Below are 19,410 nucleotides of genomic sequence, written 5' to 3' on the forward strand. Positions count from 1 at the left end.
ACGCTGCGGCACCTCGACTGGTTCGAGGTCACCGAGGTCCGGGGCCACATCCAGGACGGCGCAGCGGGCGCCGGCCACGGGGCGCGGGCCCCGACAGCAGGCGGTCGACGGTGCGCCAGGTGGCGTCGAACGCGTGGGCGATCGTGCGACCGGCCTCCGCCAGGCGGCGCATCAGGGCCTCGGCGTCCAGCAGGCCGAGCGCCGCCGCGACGGCGTCCTGCTCCTGGAGCACGAGACGGTCGGCGCCGCGGGCCGTGACCAGGTGGAGCCCGTGACGGACGTCCAGCAGGAACTCGTACGCCTCGCGCACACGGGGTCCGGGCGCGGAGGCGACCCAGGCCGCGGCGACGGCCTGCATGGCCTGCACGTCGCGGATACCGCCCCGGGAGTCCTTGAGATCGGGCTCCAGCAGGAAGGCCAGCTCTCCGGACGACTCGGCGCGCTTGTCCGCCGCCTCGCGCAGTTCGGCGAGCCTGCGGCGGGAGTCGGCGCGCCACTCGGCGAGGACGGCCTCACGGGCCGCCCTGGTCAGCTCGGGGTCCCCGGTGACGTGGCGGGCCTGGATCAGCCCGAGCACCGCCTTGAGGTCCTCACGTGCGACCTTGGTGACCTCGTCGACCGTGCGGACCGAGTGGTCGAGCCCGAGGCCGGAGTCCCAGATGGGGTACCAGATGCGGTCGGCGATGCGGGCGACATCGTCCTGACCGTTGTGCAGGAGGACCAGATCGAGGTCGCTTCCCGGGGCGAGCTCTCCTCGCCCGAGGCTGCCGACCGCGACCAGGGCGACACCGGTGCCCGCGAAGGCGGCACCGGTGCCCGCGGCAGGGGCGCCGGGCCCCGTGAGGGAAACACCGGCGCCGCGTTCCTCTCCGGACACGAACCCACTCTTCGCCCCCCCGGGCAGGTTCCGGCCATCCCGTCCGTACGGCTGTGGACACGCCGTGCGGAACAGGTCGGCCAGCCAGCGGTCGATGTCCGCGGCCCGCTCCTTGCGGGCCGCGGCATATGAGCGAGCGTCGCCTCTCATCATCCGGTTAGAGGGCCTCCGGTCCGCGTTCTCCCGTGCGGACCCTGATCACGGTCTCCACGGGGACCGACCAGACCTTGCCGTCACCGATCTTGCCGGTCTGGGCGGCCTTGACGATGACGTCGATGACATCCTCGGCGTCCTCCTCCTCGGCGAGCACCTCCACGCGGACCTTGGGCACCAGGTCGACCTGGTACTCGGCCCCGCGGTAGACCTCGGTGTGACCGCGCTGGCGGCCGTAGCCGCTGGTCTCGCTGACCGTCATGCCCTTGACGCCGAACTGCTCCAGCGCGGCCTTGACGTCGTCGAGCTTGAAGGGCTTGATCACCGCTGTGATGAGCCTCATGCGTCTACCTTCTTCGACACTGATTGGACAGGACCGTTCACCGCGGCGACGCCCGACGCGTGAACGGAGCCGAGGTCGTAGCCGGTCTCGGCGTGGGTGGTGATGTCGATGCCGGTGACCTCGTCCTCTTCAGTGACCCTGAAGCCCATCGTCTTGTCAATGATCTTGCCGATGATCCAGGCGAGGATGAACGAGTAGAGCCCGACGACGACCGGCCCGAGGACCTGGAGCCCTAGCTGCTTCAGGCTTCCGCCGTAGAACAGGCCCTTGCCCTGCTGCTCCAGGAACGGGTAGGCGGCGAAGAAGCCGAGCGAGATGGCACCGAGCGCTCCGCCGACCAGGTGGACGCCGACCACGTCGAGCGAGTCGTCGAATCCGGCCTTGTACTTCAGGCCGACCGCGTAGGCGCAGACGGCTCCGGCGATGGCGCCGATGACGATCGCGGCCCAGGGGTCGACGAAGCCACAGGCCGGGGTGATGGCGACCAGACCGGCCACCGCGCCGGAGGCGACGCCGAGCGTGGTGGAGTGCCCGTCGCGGAGCTTCTCGACCAGGATCCAGGCGCCGGCGGCGACCGCGGTCGCGATCTGGGTGTTCATGAAGGCGAGGCCGGTGGTGCCGTCGACCGCGAGCTCGGAGCCGGCGTTGAACCCGAACCAGCCGAACCACAGCAGGCCCACGCCCAGCAGGACCAGGGTGAGGTTGTGCGGGCGCATGGGATCCTTGCGCCAGCCGCTGCGCTTGCCGAGCACCAGCGCGAGCGCGAGACCCGCCGCACCGGCGTTGACGTGTACGACGGTGCCGCCGGCGAAGTCCTCGATGCCCAGCGAGTTCAACCATCCGCCGGTCTGCCAGACCCAGTGCGCCACTGGGAAGTACACGATCGTGGCCCAGACGACGCTGAAGACGACCCATGCGCCGAACTTGGCACGGTCGGCGATCGCGCCACTGATGAGCGCCACGGTGATGACGGCGAACGTCAACTGGAACGCCGAGAACACCAGGCTTGGCATGCCTGTGCCGTCGTCCTTGGTGGCCGTGTCGACCAGGCTCTGCAGGCCGACGGCGTCGAGCCCGCCGACCACCTTGTCCAGGACACTGTTGCCGTTGTTAGTGAATGCCAGTGAGTGACCGTAGATCACCCACGCGATAGTGACGGTGATGATGCTGACGAACGACATCATCATCATGTTCAGGACACTTTTGGCCCTGGTCATGCCCCCATAGAAGAACGCGAGACCTGGAGTCATGAGCAGCACCAGTGCGGTGGCCGCGAGCATCCAGGCTGTAGTGCCGCTATCGATCTTCATTCGATGCGACCCTCCTTACAAATGGCGTGTGGCCGATTTCTCCCGCAGTGGGCGCTCCAGGGCTTCATTGACCGGCTGCGCACTGACGTTGGGCGAAAGCGTGTTCTTCTGCCGTTTCAGGTCTTGACCTGGTGTGTTTCACGTACGTGAAACACACGGGCACGATGTTTCGGCCACGTTTCGGAGGGCTCGCCAACTGATACCAGCGGGTCCTTAATTCCACGCCGGGGTGACGGAAGAGCGGTCACGTGACGCCTGAGCAGCGTCACGACCTGCGGTCATGCTCCGGGAGACCCCACGCGCATGACCGCCGAAAAGGGTGAAAAAATCCGAAAAGGTGCACGGAACCACCAAGCGCCGCAGGCGCTCACGCCGCGGTGTGAGCCAGCTTCCGCAAGCGGGCGAGGGCGTCGCGCTCCAGACGGCGCGCGCGGTCGCGGCCGATGCCGTACCGCTCGCCGACCTCGGTGAGCGTGTGCTCGCGCCCGTCGACCAGCCCGTAACGCCAGCGCAACATCTCGCGGGTCTGACCTTCCAGGCCCAGCAGCCAGTCTTCGAGCCGCTCGCGTTCGAGGGTGTCCATGGCCTGCTGCTCGGGGTTGGCCCAGGTGTCGTCGGCGATCATGTCACCGAGCTCGGTCTCGTCCTCGTCGCCCACACCGAGCTGCAGCGACACCGGGTCGGAGGCCCAGCGGCGCAGCTCGCGAACCCGCTCGATCGGCAGCTCAAGGACGGCGGCGAGATCGGCGTCGGTCGGCTCGGCGTCCAGCTCGGCCATCATGTCGCGGCGGACCCGCATCAGACGGGTCATCTGCTCCCCCGCGTGGGTCGGCAGGCGTACGGGCCTGGCCTGCTCGTGGATCGCGCGGCCCACGGACTGGCGGATCCACCACGTGGCGTACGTCGAGAACTTGTAGCCCCGCCGGTAGTCGAACTTCTCTACGGCCCTGACAAGGCCCAGGTTCCCCTCCTGGACCAGGTCGATCAGCGGCATCCCCCTGCCGGAGTACTTCCTGGCCACCGCGACGACGAGCCGCAGGTTGGCCTGGATGAACTCGTCCTTCGCGCGCTGGCCGGACACCGCCAGCCTTTCGAGCTCCTCGTCGGTGGCGTCAGCCGTCTTCGGCTCCGGCTCCCCGCTGTCCAGGAGCTGCTCGGCGAAAAGCCCCGCCTCGATGCGCTTGGCGAGCTCCACCTCCTGGTCAGCGCTGAGCAGGGGCACTCTTCCGATCTCGGCCAGATAGGTGCCGAGCAGATCTCTGTCGGCCACCTGCTGGTCCTGCGTCCGATTCCCCGTCGGCCTTGCCATTCCTATGGCACCTCGTCTCGCCGCGCCCGCCCTGACGTGCGGGTGGAGTCGGCCCCGCAGGCCCTGAATGCCGGCGCGGCGTCCTCTCCCCCTCTTGCCCGAATCAACGTTCGGTCCAAGGCAAAGATTCCCAAAAGAGATACGACCGGAGAATGGTTTCAGCCATCCTCCTCAAGTAGGAGTTCGCACGCGGAAGACTCAGGGACGCATCGAGAAATGGCAGATGAACGCCCGGAAAAAGGCTCAGGGTGATCGAATGGCGGAGATCGCGCCGACGAGCATCGCGCCGACGTCCCCGAGCACGTGACCGCCCTCCACGACCACCCGCCGCCCGCCGGAGACGACCGAATGGACGTCGGAGGCCGTGGCTCCGAACACGACCGTCTCTCCCGCGGACTCGCTGCCCGCCCCGGCCGTGCGCACCGAGTCCAGGCGCACGGACACGAGGTCGGCCCAGGCTCCCGGGACGATGAAACCGGCGTCGGGGTGACCGAGCGAGGTCTGCCCGGCCATCGTGGCCGCGCACAGCAGGTCGGCGGCCGTCCAGTGGCCCCGTTCCCCGGTGATGAGGCGCTCGCCGAGCTCTACCGCCCTCGCCTCCTCCAGCAGGTCGATCATGGCGTTGCTGTCGCTGCCGAGCGTGACCGGCGACCCGGCGTCGTACAGCCGGCGAGCCGGGCCGACGCCGTCGGCGAGGTCCCGCTCGGTGGTGGGGCACACGCAGACGTGGGTCGAGGACCCGCTGAGCAGGGCCACGTCCACGTCGGACACGTGGGTCGCGTGGACGGCGGTCGCGCGCGGGCCGAGGACGCCGTGCTCGTACAGCACCTGCACCGGGGTCGCGCTGTAGGTCTGGACGCAGTGCTCGTTCTCGGTGCGCCGCTCTGAGACCTGCGCGTGCACCGGCGCGGCCCTGCGGTGCCCGAACTCGGCCACCACGGGCATCTGCTCGGGCGGGCAGGCGCGCACGGAGTGGACGGCCCCGCCGACCACGACGTCCTCGGTGCGGACGTACTCGTTCGCCAGGTCGTCCACGCGCTCGGCCCACTGGTGCGCGTCGCCGTCGCCGAAGCGGAGCTGCGTGCCGTTCAGGGGGGCGCCGATGTTCTCGGTGAGGTAGCAGGCGTCCAGCAGGGTGATGCGCAGGCCCGCGTCCCTGGCAGCCTCGATCAGCGCGTGCCCCATCGCGTTGGGATCCTCGTACGGCCGGCCGCGCGCGCCATGGTGCAGATAGTGGAACTCCCCGACGGCGGTGATCCCGGCGAGCGCCATCTCGGCGTAGGTCGCCCTGGCGAGGGCGAGGTAGGTGTCGGGGTCGAGGCTCGCGGCCACGCCGTACATGCGGTCGCGCCAACTGCGGAAGGTCTCGGAACCGGCGTGGGCCTGCCCGCGCAGGGCCCGGTGGAACGCGTGGGAGTGGGCGTTGGCCATTCCCGGCAGGGTGAGGCCCGCCAGCCGCACCGCTTCGTGCGGTGCGGCGACCCCGCGCTCGACCTCGGCGATCCGGTTGCCCTCGATCCGGACGAGCACGCCCTCGACCGCCTCACCGGGATGCAACCAGGCCAGCTCGCACCAGTAGGTCAGGTCGGACACTCCCCCAATCTCTCAGGGAGAAAGTCAACGTTCGTCCTGATATGAGGATCAATTCGTCCAGGTCGTGGGGTGAATGTGCTTTCAGTTCACCGGCCCCGCCGCGGGACGGATCATGATCTCGGTGATGTGGGCGTCGGCGGTCGCGGTCACGGCCGAGACGACGGCGCGGGCCACGGACTCCGGGGCCAGATACTTCCCGGGGTCGTAGTCGCCGCCCTCCTGCCTGCGCACCTCTCGCTGCATGTCGGTGGCGACCCGCCCGGGGTAGACGGTGGTGACGCGCAGGCCGTGGGGCTCCTCCTCCAGCCGGAGGGCGTCGGCGAGTGCCCGGAGCGCGAACTTGGCGGCGGCGTAGGCGGCCCAGCCCGGGTTGGCACGCTGCCCGGAGCCTGAGTTGATCATCACCACGTGGCCTCTGGAAGCGCGGAGCGCGGGGAGGAGCAGCCTCGTGAGGCCCGCGACCGCGGTCACGTTCACCTCGAACGACTCCCGCCAAGCCTTGACGGGCAGGTCGGCGATCACGCCGAGCCTGGCCACGCCCGCGCTGTGGACGAGCACGTCGAGCCGGTCGATGCCGGCGACCGCCTCGGCCACCGCGCGCTCGTCGGTCAGCTCGACCGGCCACGGGCGCGCCCCGAGCTCGTCGCAGATCTCCAGGAGCGCCGTGCTCTCACGCCCGCCCACCAGCAGGTCGTGCGTCGGCGCGAGGCCACGGGCGATGGCCGCCCCAACCCCGCGGGAACCTCCGGTGATCAGCGCGATCGGTCGTCCGCTCATGCGCTTCAGCCTAGGGGCTGCGCCGCTGTGAGATCTTCCTCCACACGCGGCCTTCCCCCGGCGTCGCCCTCAGGGGCGCAGGAACACGCCCGTCTGGTCGGTCATACGCTCGTGCTCCTCCAGCCGGGCACGGGTACGCAGCGGCGCGGCCTCGGCCATCGCCTCCAGCAGCAGCATGGCCAGGGCCAGCGGCGCGGCGTGCGAGTCGCAGACCGCCCTGGCCCCCACCGGCGCCGGCAGCACCTCGTCGGCAGGAAAGGGCACGTCGGCGCGGTCGGCGATGACCGCCGTGCGGAACCCCAGTTCGGCGGCGTACTCCAGCGCGTGCACGGCCTCGGCCGGATAGCGGGGCAGCACGACGGCGAGCAGCCACTCGGACCCGGCCCGGCGCGCGGCGTGCAGGCCCTCGGTCAGCTCGGACCCGCCATGGGTCAGCGGCCGCACGTCGGGATGGATGCGCCGGGCGTAGTACGCGAAGGTCGTCACCAGCCCCGAGGAGCCGCGCAGGCCAAGGACGGGCAGCGGCTCGCACGCCGCGAGCGCCGTGCCGAGCTCCTCGATGCGTCCCGGCAGGCCGTTCGCCCGGACGCCAGGAAGCGCGGAACCGGTAGCGAGCCGGTCGCGGATGGCCGCGAGGTTGCGTATCTCGTGGTCGATCATCTCTTGCAGGAAGCGGGCGCCGCCGGCCTCGCCGTCGCGCGGGGGCCGGTCAGGGTCCGCGGCGCCGTCGCCGCCGACCACGAGAGGGCGGAGCGCCTGGCGGAACTCGGGGTACCCCGCGAAGCCGAGGGTCATCGCGAACCGGGTCACCGACGGCTGGCTCACCCCCGCCCGCTCGGCCAGCTCGACGCTCGAAAGGAAGATCGCGTCAGGCAGGTGCCCGCTCAGGTACTGCGCGATGCGCCGCTGGACGGGCGACAGGCGCCTGCCCTGGACCAGACGTTCGAGCCCGTCCGCCACTTCCACCTCCAGTCCCCGGGGGCAGCCACCCCGTGATCGACAACGCCGGTGGCCGCCTTCCTCATCCCGCCCGCGCCCCGGTGACCTCGGGGCGGGCCGCCGGGGTGAATGGTCGCATTCATCCTGAGGCCCCGAAGGCTACCGCCCAGGTGCGGATGCAGGGGGAAGCCGACGGCCGGAGCATGGTCGCGACCCCGGCAACCAGGCGCTATTCGGGTCATTCACGAATGGCAACCGGTCGGCAACCTATTCCAGACAGGCTGTACGAAGAGCTCGGCCTGACCGCCCGTATGATCCACGCATGAAGCGGGCCTTGATCTGGTTGCACGGCGGCGCGTGGGCTCACCGGCACGCGGGCGGGCGGTCGCGCGAGACCCTGGCCGCTCACAGCCTCGACGTCGTGCCGGTCACCTACCGGCTGAGCGGTGAGGCGACCTGGCCCGCGCAGCTCGACGACGTACGGGCCGCCGCGCGCAAGCTGCGTGCGGACGATCCCGATGTGCGGGTGCTGGTCGGCGGGAGGTCCTCGGGCGCCCACCTGGCGCTCCATCTGGGCCTGCGCGGCGTCGACGCTCCCGACGACGTGGCCGCCGTGATCGCCTGCTCCCCTCCGGTGGACCCGCTGGCCGCCGACTGGCCCGAGTCACGCGTCGAGGGAAGCCCCTGGGCCCGGCTGCTCGGCCATGTCCCCGTCGCCGGGGACGACCTCACCGCGGACGTCACCCCGACCAACCATGTGGGGAACGGCGTGCCCGTGCTGCTCCTCCACGGGGCCGGGGACACCACGGTCCCCCCGACCCAGACGCTCGACCTGGCCAACGCGCTGCTGGCCTCGGGCCACCCCGTGACGGCCTATCTCGCCGCCGGGGACCACGACCTCGACCTGGGCGCGGACGACGTCCGCCAGGTCATCGCCTCGTTCCTGCGGGCTCAGTGACGGACGCCGTACTCCCGGCGGATCTCGTTGGCGGTCTCCTTGATCTGGTCCTGCGTCTGCAGGAGCCGGGCCTCGGCCTCCTCGGTGCGCGCCTCGGCCGCCATGGTCCGGTTGCCGGTGCTCGTGCCGAACCGGCGCTTCGCCCGTGCCTTCAGCTCGCGCATCTTCCACTTGTCCATGAAGCCCATCGCGCTTCGCCTCCCTGATAGCGATCACCGTTCGCTCCCGCACACTCCCCCGAGATTCGCGAATGATGTCCGCCGTGGGTGTCTTGGCAGCTCACAGGGGCCGCGATCACTTCACCCAGTGCTCACTTCACCCGGCGCTCACTTCTTCACCCGGCGCTCGCCGGCCCAGGCCGAGGGCAGATCGTGGCGGCCGGAGACGAACTCCTGGATGCTGATCTTGACCCTGATCGCCGGCCGACGCCAGCGGTTCTCGCGGTGGACGGCCTTGGCCATCTTCGCCGGTCTCGGCCTGCGCGACCCCGGCGCGAAGAACCAGTGGGCCCACGGCGATCCGGGACGCGCCAGCCGTATCGCTCCGGCGATCAGCAGGATCGGCGCGAACAGGCCCGCGAGGCCGGTCCAGATCTTGCCCTTCAGCAGGGTGACGACCGCGAGCACGAGGTTGACGACCAGGAGGAGGACCGCCGTCCACCGGCCGCTCGGGGACGGGTCGGGCGCCTCCCAGCCGAGGGGCCGCAGACCCAGCAGCAGGAGCAGCGTCACCGCGATCGCCACGAACACCGCGTCGACCGAGGTGCGCCCCTCCTCGGACCAGTAGACGTCCCTCAGGTGCAGGATCAGGGCGAACTCGTCCAGCACCAGGGCGGCTCCCACCCCGAACACGGCCGCCGTCATGGCGTACCACCCGGGTGACAGGGCGGCGGTGACCAGGCCGGCGACGCCGCCGAAGAGCATGAGCACCACGCCGAAGACCACGTGGTGGACGTGGACGTCGCCGACGTTGACGTTGCGGAACCATCCGACCCTCGCCCGGATCAGCCGGACGTTGAGGCGCGTGAACAGGAACGTGACGATCAGCGCCGTCAGGAAGCAGAACAGCGGCAGCCTTCCGCTGTCGATGATCCGCTCGTGAAACCAGATTGCCACAGGCATCCCCCAGTACCGATGCTACGGTCCCGCCGGGAGTGATCCCCCGGCCGAAGGGCGCCGACGCCTGCGAGGGGAAGGGACATACCGGGCCAGGGGTGATTGAGGGGCAGGTCAGGGGTCGGCCTCAGGCCAGGAAGGCGCGCAGGAGCGCGGCCGTCCCCTCCAGATGCTCCACGACGGCCTTCCTCGCGGCCTCCGGGTCGCCCGCGAGGATCGCGGCGACCATCGCGGCGTGCTGCGCACCCGAGTGGTCGATGTTGGGCCCGAGCACGGGGATGGCGTTGAGTAAGTCGGTCACCCGCAGCCGGGCGTCCGCGCCGGCCGCCGCCAGCAGGGCCGACCCGGTCAGCTCGGCGATCGAGAGGTGGAAGGCCGTGTCGAGCCGCCGGTAGTCGGCGGGCGCCGCGTCGTTGACGTCCGCGAGGCGGCGTTCGAGCGTCGCCTTCTGCTCCTCGGTGAGGTCCATGGACGCGAGGACCTGCGCGGCGCCGCACTCGATCGCCATGCGGAAGGTCAGCGCGTCGGCGAGGTCGGAGGCGCCCATCTTGTTGACGGCCCTGCGCAGGTCACCCTGGCCGGGGTGCGGCGGCTCGTACACGACGAAGGCTCCCCCGTAACGGCCGCGCCGTACGTCGAGGTAGCCGGCGTCCTGGAGCGCCCGGATCGCCTCCCGGAGCGTGACCCGGCTGATGCCGAGCTGGACGGCGAGGTCACGCTCGGCGGGGAGCTTCTCACCGGGGCCGACCACGCCGAGCTTGATCGCCTGGAGCAGCCGCTCCACCGTCTCCTCGAAGGCGTTGCCCGCGCGGACGGGCCGAAGGAGCGCGACGAGCTGGGGCTCGCCCATCACTTCCCCCCTAGACCGGCTCCAATGGTTCGAGATTAGTCCATTCGACGGCTCAGGTGGCCCGAACCGTTGACGCGGGACGGTCGCTGGTGCTTGCATGCCAATGGTCTGTTTCCAGACTTTTGCGGGAGGGAAGTGCCGTGCTCACCGTCGACCAACTGCGTGAAGAGGTGTCCGCCGGGCGGGTGGACACCGTGCTTCTGGCCATCGTCGACATGCAGGGACGCCTCCAGGGCAAGCGGTTGTCCGCGCGGTACTTCCTTGAGGAGGTGCTGGAGCACGCCGCCGAGGGATGCAACTACCTCCTCGCCGTGGACATCGACATGAACACCGTCGACGGTTACAGCATGTCGTCATGGGAGCGCGGCTACGGCGACTTCGTGATGAAGCCCGACCTGTCCACCCTGCGCCGGGTGCCCTGGCAGGAGGGCACGGTCATGCTGATGGCCGACCTGCTCTGGGAGGACGGCTCCGACGTCACCGCCTCCCCCCGCCAGATCCTGCGCGGGCAGCTCGCGCGCCTGGCCGAGCGCGGATGGGCGGCCTACGTCGGCACCGAGCTGGAGTTCGTGGTCTACAACGACAGCTACGAGAACGCCTGGTCCAAGGCCTACCGCGACCTCACGCCCGCCAACCAGTACAACGTCGACTACTCGCTGCTCGGCGGCGCCCGCGTCGAGCCCCTGCTGCGCCGGATCAGGCTCGGCATGGAGGGCGCGGGGATGTACGTCGAGTCGGCCAAGGGCGAGTGCAACCTTGGGCAGCACGAGATCGCCTTCAGGTTCACCGAGGCGCTCGCCACCTGCGACAACCACTCGATCTACAAGAACGGGGCCAAGGAGATCGCCGCCCAGGAGGGCATGTCGATCACCTTCATGGCCAAGCCGAACCAGCGTGAGGGCAACTCCTGCCACATCCACATCTCCCTGCGTACGGCCGGCGGCGATCCGGTCATGGCGGGAGACGGCGGGCACGGGCTGTCGAAGCTCGGGGAGCACTTCATCGCGGGCCAGCTCGCCGCCATGCGCGAGCTCACGATGCTCTACGCGCCCAACATCAACTCGTACAAGAGGTACGTCCCCGGAAGCTTCGCCCCGACGGCGGTCAAGTGGGGTGTGGACAACCGCACGTGCTCGCTGCGGCTGGTCGGGCACGGGCCATCGCTGCGCGTCGAGAACCGCGTGCCGGGAGGGGACGTCAACCCCTACCTGGCGGTGTCGGCGCTGGTCGCGGCGGGCCTGCACGGCATCGAGAACGAGCTGCCGCTGGAGGAGGCGTACAGCGGCAACGCCTATGCGGCGGACGCCGAGACCGTGCCGGCCACGCTTCGCGAGGCGCTCTCCCTGTGGGAGAGTTCGAAGATCGCCAAGGACGCGCTGGGCGAGCAGGTCGTCGAGCACTACGCGAACAACGCGCGGGTCGAGCTGGCCGCCTTCGACGCGGCCGTCACCGACTGGGAGCTTTTCCGGGGATTCGAGCGGATGTGACATGAAGATCATCAACCCTGCCACCGAGGACGTGCTCGCCGACGTCGAGCTCGCCGACCTGGCCGAGATCGACCGCGCGGTGGAGCGTGCCAGGAAGGCGTTCCCCGCCTGGCGCGAGGTCGCGCCCGGTGACCGCGCGCGGCTGCTCCGCCGCTTCGCCGACCTCGTCGACCAACACGGCGACGAGCTGGCCGGCCTGGAGCTCGCCAACGCGGGCCATCCGATAGGCAACGCCCGCTGGGAGGCGGGCAACGTCCGCGACGTGCTGCACTTCTACGCGGGGGCGCCGGAGCGCAACCACGGCAAGCAGATCCCTGTGGCGGGCGGGGTGGACATCACGTTCGCCGAGCCGCTCGGCGTCGTCGGGGTGATCGTGCCGTGGAACTTCCCCATGGTGATCATGACCTGGGGGGCGGCCCCGGCGCTCGCGGCCGGCAACACCGTGATCGTGAAACCCGCCGAATGGACCCCGCTGACGGCTTTGAGGCTGGCGGAGCTGGCCCTCGAAGCCGGTCTCCCCGAAGGGGTGCTCCAGGTGCTGCCTGGAGCAGGGGAGGTCACGGGGGCCCGGCTCGTGGAGCACCCCGGCGTCAACAAGATCGTGTTCACCGGGTCGACCGAGGTCGGGAAGCTGATCGCCGCAAGGGCCGCCGAGAACGTCAAACGGCTCACTCTGGAACTCGGCGGCAAGAGCGCCAACGTGGTCTTCGCCGACGCCGACCTGGAGCAGGCCGCTGCGAGCGCCCCCTCGGCGGTCTTCGACAACAGCGGGCAGGACTGCTGCGCGCGCTCGCGGATCCTGGTGGAACGCCCGGTGTACGAGGAGTTCCTCGACCGGCTCGGCGCGGCCGTCGGGGGGCTGACGGTGGGCGATCCGCGCGATCCCGGCACCGACATGGGCCCGCTGATCAGCGCCGAGCACCGCGAGCGGGTCGCGTCGTTCGTCACCGCCGCGCCGCGCTTCCAGGGCTCGTGCCCGTCCGGCCGGGGATTCTGGTTCCCCCCGACCGTGCTGACCCACGACTCGCTGGACGACCGCGCGTTCACGGACGAGATCTTCGGGCCGGTCGTGAGCGTGGTCCCGTTCGAGGACGAGGCGCAAGCCGTACAGATCGCTAATAACACGAAATATGGTCTTTCGGGGTCTATCTGGACCCGGGACGTGGGACGGGCCCTCCGGGTGGCCCGCGCGGTCGAGGCGGGGAACCTCTCGGTCAACTCCCACTCCTCCGTGAGGTACTGGACGCCCTTCGGCGGGTTCAAGCAGTCCGGCCTCGGCCGGGAGCTCGGACCGGACGCGCTGGCCGCCTTCACCGAGACCAAGAACGTCTTCATCGCCCACTGAGCCACAGGGCTGAAGTTCCACGACTGATTCGAGCACCAGGGAGTTCGTCACTATGCAACGTCTGCGGGACCGCGTCGCCGTGATCACGGGGGCGGCGGGCGGCATCGGCCTCGCCACGGCTCGCCGCTTCGCCGAGGAGGGCGCGAAGGTCGTGTGCGCCGACCTCGACGAGGAGGGCGGCGCCAAACTGGCGGACGAGGTGGGCGGCTTGTTCGTCCGTACCGACGTCACCAGCGAGGAGGACGTCAGCCGGATGTTCGAGACGGCCTTCGAGACCTACGGCAGCGTGGACGTCGCCTTCAACAACGCGGGAATCTCGCCTCCCGACGACGACTCGATCCTGACCACGGGCATCGAGGCCTGGCGGCGCGTTCAGGACGTCAACCTGACCAGCGTGTACCTCTGCTGCAAGCACGTCATCCCGTACATGCGGCGGCAGGGCAAGGGCTCGATCATCAACACCGCGTCGTTCGTGGCGGTGATGGGGTCCGCGACGTCCCAGATCTCCTACACCGCCTCCAAGGGCGGCGTGCTCGCCATGTCACGCGAGCTGGGCGTCCAGTTCGCCCGCGAGGGCATCCGGGTCAACGCGCTGTGCCCGGGGCCGGTCAACACCCCGCTGCTGCAGGAGCTGTTCGCCAAGGACCCCGAGCGCGCCCAGCGGCGCCTGGTCCACATCCCCGTGGGCCGCTTCGCCGAGGCCTCCGAGATCGCCGCCGCCGTCGCGTTCCTCGCCTCGGACGACGCGAGCTTCATCACCGGTGCCGAGTTCCTGGTGGACGGCGGCATCTCGGGCGCCTACGTGACCCCGCTGTAGCCCATGCCGCGACCCGTCATCGGCATCACCTGCTACGTCGAGCCCGCCGCCTTCACCGTGTGGCGGATGCCGGCCGCGCTGCTGCCGTACACCTACGTGGAGCACGTCGTGAGGGCGGGAGGCCAGCCGGTCATCCTGCCCCCGGCGGGCGACCCCGCGCCACTGGTCGAGCGGCTGGACGGCCTGATCGTGGCGGGCGGCGGCGACGTCGACCCTGGCAGGTACGGCGAGCCGCCGCACGACCAAACCGGATACATCCGGAAATTTCGTGATGATGCGGAGTTTGAGCTGGTCGGCGCGGCACTGGAGGCGGAGCTGCCGTTCCTCGGCATCTGCCGGGGCCTCCAGGTCCTGAACGTGTCGCTCGGAGGCAGCCTCCACCAGCACCTGCCCGACGTGGTGGGACACAGCGGCCATTCCCCCGCGCCCGGCGAGTTCGGCCACCTGCCCGTACGGCTGACGCCCTGCAGCAGGGTCGCCGGCGTGCTGGGCGCCGGGGAGGCCACTGCCGCCCACTACCACCACCAGGCGACCGACCGCCTCGGCGAGGGGCTCACGGTGTCCGCGACCTCGGACGACGGCACGGTGGAAGCGGTGGAGCTCTCCGAGCACCCCTTCGCGCTCGCCGTCCAGTGGCACCCTGAGGCGGGCCAGGAAGGTCATCTTTTCGAGGCGCTGGTCGCCGCCGCGACGAGCGGCCGGTCTTGGTAAGGTGAGCGGGAACACCGATGATCCCGTGCGGGAGAGCGTCCTGACATCCGGCCAGGACCCCTGAAGGAGCAAGTCCTCCCCGCGAACCTCACAAGGCAAAGGACCGTACGGGCAAGGTGATCTCTGGAAAGCAGGCTCTCTCCACGGGGCCTCGCCGAAGGTGAAAGTCCGGTAAAACCCGGGCGAAACTCTCAGGCACCGATGACAGAGGGGGAGGATGCTCTCATCCAACCCTGTCTGAGGTGCGCATCATGTCCAGACCCACACCGCTCCGCGAGGTGCACGAGAGCCTCGGCGCGACGCTCACCGACTTCGCCGGCTGGCTGATGCCGCTGCGCTACGGCAGCGAGTCCGCCGAGCACAACGCCGTGCGTACGGCCGCCGGGCTCTTCGACCTCTCCCACATGGGCGAGATCTTCGTCATCGGTCCTGAGGCGGGCCGGGCGCTGGACCACGCGCTGGTCGGCCACCTGTCCGTGCTCGAACCGGGCCGCGCCCGCTACACCATGATCTGCGCCGCCGACGGCGGCGTGCTGGACGACCTGATCGTCTACCGCCTTGGCACCGAGGAGTTCCTCGTCGTGGCCAACGCCTCCAACTACGAGCGGGTGGCCGCCGAGCTGACCGAGCGGGCCCAGGGGTTCGACGCCGAGGTCGACGACCGGTCCGACCGCTACGCGCTGATCGCCATCCAGGGCCCCCGCGCCCAGGAGATCCTCAGCTCGCTCACCGATGCCGATCTGCCCGGCCTGAAGTACTACGCGGGGCTGCCGGGCACCGTCGCCGGAGCCGAGGCCCTCATCGCCCGCACCGGGTACACGGGCGAGGACGGTTTCGAGCTCTTCGTCGCCGCGCAGGACGCCGTGCCGCTGTGGCAGGAGCTCACCAAGGCGGGCGACGCGTACGACCTGCGCCCCGCCGGGTTGTCCGCCCGCGACACGCTTCGCCTCGAAGCGGGCATGCCGCTGTACGGCAACGAGCTGAACGCCGGGCTGACCCCCTTCGACGCCGGCCTCGGCCGGGTCGTGAAGTTCGACAAGCCGGGCGACTTCGTCGGCCGTGCGGCGCTCGCGCCGCTGAAGGACGTCCCTCCGCGACGGCGCCTCACCGGCCTGGTCGCGCGGGGCCGCCGAGTGCCGCGCCACGGCTACCCCGTGGTGCTGCTGACTGACGGCACCGTCGTTGGAGAGGTCACCAGCGGCGCGCCCTCGCAGTCACTCGGCAAGCCGATCGCGATGGCCTACGTGGACATCAACGTGTCCGAAGGACTCGCGGTCGACATCCGTGGTAGCCATGAACCGGTCGACGTGGTTGACCTTCCTTTTTACCGGAGGAGCATGTGAGCAGCATTCCCGAGGAGCTCAGCTACACCAAGGAGCACGAGTGGGTGGCCGGGCTCGACGACGGCCTCACCGTGACCGTGGGCATCACGGCGTTCGCCGCCGATGCGCTGGGTGACGTCGTCTACGTCCAACTGCCGGAGACGGGTGCCACCGTCGAGGCTGGGGACGCCATCGGAGAGGTCGAGTCGACCAAGTCCGTGAGCGACATCTACGCCCCGGTGACGGGCGAGGTCGTCGAGGTCAACCAGACCGTCGTGGACGACCCCTCCCTGGTCAACTCCGACCCGTACGGCGAGGGCTGGCTGTTCCGCGTGCGCATCGAGGGAACCCCCGAGGATCTCCTCACCCCCGAGGAGTACACCACCGTCACGACCGCCGAGTCCTGACGGTCCTGACAGTTCTCACGGTCCTGTCACCGCGCGTCCTCACCCCGGCGAGCCCCCGCGCTCGCCGGGCCCCCGCACAACCCCTTCCGAAGGGCCGAGATCCATGGCGATCAGCGTCTTCGATCTGTTCAAGATAGGCATCGGGCCGTCGAGCTCGCACACCGGCGGGCCCATGGCGGCGGCGCACAAGTTCGTCCGGGGGCTCGACGGCGACGGGTTGCTGGAGAAGACGGCCCGGGTGGAGGTCATCCTCTACGGTTCGCTCGGACTCACCGGCAAGGGCCACGGCAGCGACAAGGCCGTCCTGCTGGGGCTGTCGGGCGAGAAGCCCGAACTGGTGGATGTGGACACCATCGACGACCGGCTCGCGCGGATGCGCTCCACCGGCACCGTGAATCTGTACGGCTCGCATGAGATCCCGTTCGTGATCGGCGAGGATCTCGTCTTCGAGCGCAAGATCTCACTGCCGCACCACCCGAACGGCATGCGCTTCACCGCCTTCTCCCCCGAGGGCGAGTCCCTCCGCGAGAAGATCTACTACTCGGTCGGCGGCGGGTTCGTCGTCGACGAGAACGCCACCGGAGCCGACCGCATCAAGGCCGACGACACCGAGCTCCCCCACCCGTTCACCACGGCGGCGGAGCTTCTCAAGCACTGCTCCGACACCGGCCTGTCGATCTCCGGGCTGATGTTGGAGAACGAGAAGGCCTTCGGCCGCACCGAGGACGAGATCCGGGCCGAGCTGCTCCGGCTCTGGCAGGTCATGGCCGACTGCGTACGGCGCGGCAGCGCCAAGGAGGGCGTGCTCCCGGGGGGCCTCAAGGTCAGGCGGCGGGCCAACCAGCTGTTCCGGCGCCTGCAGAGCGAGTCGCCCGAGAAGGACCCGCTCCAGACGATGGACTGGGTCACGCTGTTCGCCCTCGCCGTGAACGAGGAGAACGCGGCGGGCGGCCGCATCGTGACCGCGCCCACCAACGGCGCCGCCGGCATCATCCCGGCCGTACTGACCTATTACGACCGGTTCACCCCGAAGGCCGACGACGAGGGCATCATCCGGTTCCTGCTCACAGCCGGGGCGATCGGCGTGCTGTTCAAGGAGAACGCCTCGATCTCCGGGGCCGAGGTCGGCTGCCAGGGCGAAGTGGGCTCCGCCTGCTCGATGGCCGCCGCCGGGCTCACCGAGGTCCTCGGAGGCACGCCCGAGCAGGTCGAGAATGCCGCCGAGATCGGCATCGAGCACAACCTCGGCCTGACCTGCGACCCGATCGGCGGCCTGGTGCAGATCCCCTGCATCGAGCGCAACGCGGTCGCCTCCATCAAGGCCATCGCTGCGGCCCGCATCGCCCTGCGCGGCGACGGCCGCCACTTCGTCTCCCTGGACAAGGCCATCAAGACCATGCGCGACACCGGCCGCGACATGCTCGACAAGTACAAGGAGACCAGCCGCGGCGGCCTCGCCGTCAACGTCATCGAGTGCTGACCCGGCGCCACGACGGCGCCCGTATCTCCCTGCCGGCAACCGTCGTCCGTGGCCACTGCCCCTTTCTTTCGTCCTGACCGCTTCATCCCAGGGGCCGTACTCAGACGCGAGAGCCCGCCCGGCCACCGAGGCCTATTGCAAATTACGGGCACGTCCTCTGCCCCTGAGTAGACGGAGACAGGTATGAAGGCGGCGATGGTGGCGGCCATGGTGCTCCTGGGGGCGGCCGCCTGCACCTCTCCCGCTCCCGAGCGGACGACCGCGCTCGCGACACCCACCCCGGTCCGGACGAGTACGTCGGCCTTTGCCACCACCGATCCTCAGGCGAAGGTCGTGCGGATCCCCTCCGTCGGCGAACGCCCCTGGGTGGTCGGCACGCTTCCCGACGGGCGTCCCCTCGTCGGCAGGGGCCGTCATCGATTCCAGCCGGGCCGCGTCGACATCCTCGACCCGGCGACAGGCCGCAGCTCCCTCCTAGTCCAGGACGCACCCGATACCGAATCGTTCACGGTCCTCGCCGCGGCGGACGGCTCCTACGTGGCAAGGCTCCTCGGAAACGACGAGCCGGGCGGCTGGGAACTGGAGGTGATCGACCTGCGCACCGGACGAGCCAGGACTGTGGTGGACACCTGGCAAGAATCGGCCTGGCAGTGCGGCAACGGCTGGGACTATCCCCGCGACCTTCAGTTGCATCAGGGCCTGCTCTACTTCTCCCGATGCGTCACCACCGGTACCGGGGACGTGGGGGTCTTCCGCATCGACCCTGGCCACGGCACCCCCGGGCTGTGGCGGCGCGGGCTGTACGACCTCACCTGGCAGAGCGACGGTTTCCTGGCCAGATCACCCGTCGTGTCAGGCGACGCGTTCACCGGGTCGTTGGCCCGCTTCGCCCCGGACGGCACGCGGCGCGGTCTTCCCGTTCTGGCCGCCTACCTCCAACCGGAGGACGTCGACAACCTTCACCGACTGGAGTACGCGGACGGCACCGCCGCCGTACTGAGCCCACGCGCCAAGGGCGTCTCGACGCAGAGCCACTTCGCGGTGTGGCGCGAAGGCCAGGCCGCGTGGCTCCTCGACGTCCGGACACGCACTGCCACGCGCCTCCCCGGCCGGCGGATCACCGAGGCGTTCTTCCCCTCCCCCGGCTTCCTCCAATGGCACGCCGACGACGACGACCACGCCGTGGACCTACGAACCCTCCACTGACAGCCTCGGTCACAGACAGGGGGCTCTCCCTCGTAACGGTTAACGCCGCTGGGTGGTGATGCCCGCATGCTTGACGCCGGTTGGGAACGCCGACCACTCGCCGCGACGCCGCGTGCCGAACGGTGTGGTTCCGGTGCACCGCGAAGCGCTCCGTTATATCCCCGACTAGGTCGGGAGGAACTTGGAGGGATGTTCCTGGGTCGATGACTTTAGCTGGAGGTATGCGATATACAGAACAACGGAACGGCGCCGGGTGTCCTGCGTGAACGCGGCAGTCGCGGCCTGCCATGCGATGAACTGTATCGACAGTTGCTCAACCCATAATTTCCCACCGGCCTACGGCACATTTACCCCCTACGCCCACTCCCACCACCACCACGACGCCTCCGCCGGGCAGCCCGGGATCACTGT

At 69.9% G+C, this 19,410-nt stretch carries 19 protein-coding genes and 1 riboswitch; of the genes, 9 read left to right on the forward strand and 10 right to left on the reverse strand.

Annotated elements, in window-relative coordinates:
• Positions 1-28: 28 nt before the first annotated feature.
• The 7 genes from AB0B89_RS25170 to AB0B89_RS25200 all read right to left on the reverse strand — a co-directional run bounded on the left by AB0B89_RS25170 (position 29) and on the right by AB0B89_RS25200 (position 7,328).
• Complete coding sequence (locus AB0B89_RS25170; protein ID WP_358557482.1) at positions 29-1,030, reverse strand: nucleotidyltransferase domain-containing protein; 1,002 nt, start codon at positions 1,028-1,030, stop codon at positions 29-31.
• Between the two features lie 4 nt (positions 1,031-1,034).
• Positions 1,035-1,373 (reverse strand): P-II family nitrogen regulator, encoded by a 339-nt coding sequence (locus AB0B89_RS25175; RefSeq protein ID WP_262848359.1) that lies wholly within the window; start codon positions 1,371-1,373, stop codon positions 1,035-1,037.
• Positions 1,370-2,683 carry an ammonium transporter gene (locus tag AB0B89_RS25180; protein ID WP_358557485.1) on the reverse strand — a complete coding sequence of 438 codons (1,314 nt, stop codon included), beginning with the start codon at positions 2,681-2,683 and terminating at the stop codon, positions 1,370-1,372. Before AB0B89_RS25180 ends, AB0B89_RS25175 begins: the two co-directional genes overlap by 4 nt.
• 367 nt (positions 2,684-3,050) lie before the next feature.
• Positions 3,051-3,992, reverse strand: coding sequence for a sigma-70 family RNA polymerase sigma factor (locus tag AB0B89_RS25185; RefSeq protein WP_358557488.1), 942 nt, complete (start codon positions 3,990-3,992; stop codon positions 3,051-3,053).
• Between the two features lie 243 nt (positions 3,993-4,235).
• A complete protein-coding gene (locus AB0B89_RS25190; RefSeq protein ID WP_358557491.1) occupies positions 4,236-5,585 on the reverse strand; it encodes a formimidoylglutamate deiminase in 1,350 nt (449 codons plus the stop codon).
• An 81-nt stretch (positions 5,586-5,666) separates the two neighbouring features.
• Positions 5,667-6,362: an SDR family oxidoreductase gene (locus tag AB0B89_RS25195; RefSeq protein WP_358557494.1), complete on the reverse strand. Its 696-nt coding sequence runs from the start codon at positions 6,360-6,362 to the stop codon at positions 5,667-5,669.
• 69 nt (positions 6,363-6,431) lie between these two features.
• Complete coding sequence (locus AB0B89_RS25200; protein ID WP_358557496.1) at positions 6,432-7,328, reverse strand: MurR/RpiR family transcriptional regulator; 897 nt, start codon at positions 7,326-7,328, stop codon at positions 6,432-6,434.
• Positions 7,329-7,623: 295 nt separating this feature from the next.
• Between AB0B89_RS25200 and AB0B89_RS25205 the strand changes: the two genes are divergently transcribed.
• The gene (locus AB0B89_RS25205; protein ID WP_358557499.1) at positions 7,624-8,259 is read left to right on the forward strand and encodes an alpha/beta hydrolase; all 636 of its coding nucleotides are present in this window, start codon (positions 7,624-7,626) and stop codon (positions 8,257-8,259) included.
• Here AB0B89_RS25205 and AB0B89_RS25210 read toward each other — a convergent pair.
• The 3 genes from AB0B89_RS25210 to AB0B89_RS25220 all read right to left on the reverse strand — a co-directional run bounded on the left by AB0B89_RS25210 (position 8,253) and on the right by AB0B89_RS25220 (position 10,224).
• A complete protein-coding gene (locus AB0B89_RS25210; protein ID WP_358557502.1) occupies positions 8,253-8,447 on the reverse strand; it encodes a hypothetical protein in 195 nt (64 codons plus the stop codon). The genes AB0B89_RS25205 and AB0B89_RS25210 overlap by 7 nt on opposite strands.
• Positions 8,448-8,585: 138 nt before the next feature.
• Positions 8,586-9,374: a hypothetical protein gene (locus AB0B89_RS25215; protein ID WP_358557505.1), complete on the reverse strand. Its 789-nt coding sequence runs from the start codon at positions 9,372-9,374 to the stop codon at positions 8,586-8,588.
• Between the two features lie 127 nt (positions 9,375-9,501).
• A complete protein-coding gene (locus AB0B89_RS25220) occupies positions 9,502-10,224 on the reverse strand; it encodes an FCD domain-containing protein (protein ID WP_358557508.1) in 723 nt (240 codons plus the stop codon).
• A 140-nt stretch (positions 10,225-10,364) separates the two neighbouring features.
• Between AB0B89_RS25220 and AB0B89_RS25225 the strand changes: the two genes are divergently transcribed.
• The 8 genes from AB0B89_RS25225 (at position 10,365) to AB0B89_RS25260 (ending at position 18,999) form a co-directional block, all read left to right on the forward strand.
• Entirely contained in the window at positions 10,365-11,711 is a 1,347-nt protein-coding gene (locus AB0B89_RS25225) for a glutamine synthetase family protein (protein WP_358557511.1), read from the forward strand.
• Between the two features lies 1 nt (position 11,712).
• Positions 11,713-13,056, forward strand: a complete 1,344-nt coding sequence (locus tag AB0B89_RS25230; RefSeq protein ID WP_358557514.1) for an aldehyde dehydrogenase family protein — start codon at positions 11,713-11,715, stop codon at positions 13,054-13,056.
• Positions 13,057-13,108: 52 nt separating this feature from the next.
• Positions 13,109-13,873: a 3-oxoacyl-ACP reductase gene (locus AB0B89_RS25235; RefSeq protein ID WP_358557517.1), complete on the forward strand. Its 765-nt coding sequence runs from the start codon at positions 13,109-13,111 to the stop codon at positions 13,871-13,873.
• A gap of 3 nt (positions 13,874-13,876) precedes the next feature.
• Entirely contained in the window at positions 13,877-14,584 is a 708-nt protein-coding gene (locus AB0B89_RS25240) for a gamma-glutamyl-gamma-aminobutyrate hydrolase family protein (RefSeq protein WP_358557520.1), read from the forward strand.
• An 18-nt stretch (positions 14,585-14,602) separates the two neighbouring features.
• A riboswitch (glycine riboswitch) is annotated at positions 14,603-14,700 on the forward strand.
• 135 nt (positions 14,701-14,835) lie between these two features.
• Positions 14,836-15,927 (forward strand): glycine cleavage system aminomethyltransferase GcvT, encoded by a 1,092-nt coding sequence (gcvT, locus tag AB0B89_RS25245; RefSeq protein ID WP_358557523.1) that lies wholly within the window; start codon positions 14,836-14,838, stop codon positions 15,925-15,927.
• Positions 15,924-16,313, forward strand: coding sequence for a glycine cleavage system protein GcvH (gene gcvH, locus AB0B89_RS25250; RefSeq protein ID WP_358557526.1), 390 nt, complete (start codon positions 15,924-15,926; stop codon positions 16,311-16,313). Before gcvT ends, gcvH begins: the two co-directional genes overlap by 4 nt.
• Positions 16,314-16,416: 103 nt before the next feature.
• A complete protein-coding gene (locus tag AB0B89_RS25255) occupies positions 16,417-17,793 on the forward strand; it encodes an L-serine ammonia-lyase (protein ID WP_358557529.1) in 1,377 nt (458 codons plus the stop codon).
• Between the two features lie 183 nt (positions 17,794-17,976).
• The gene (locus AB0B89_RS25260; protein ID WP_358557532.1) at positions 17,977-18,999 is read left to right on the forward strand and encodes a hypothetical protein; all 1,023 of its coding nucleotides are present in this window, start codon (positions 17,977-17,979) and stop codon (positions 18,997-18,999) included.
• The last annotated feature ends 411 nt before the right edge of the window (positions 19,000-19,410 follow it).

The organism is Sphaerisporangium sp. NPDC049002 (genome assembly GCF_040649355.1).
In the GTDB taxonomy this organism is placed as follows: domain Bacteria; phylum Actinomycetota; class Actinomycetes; order Streptosporangiales; family Streptosporangiaceae; genus Sphaerisporangium.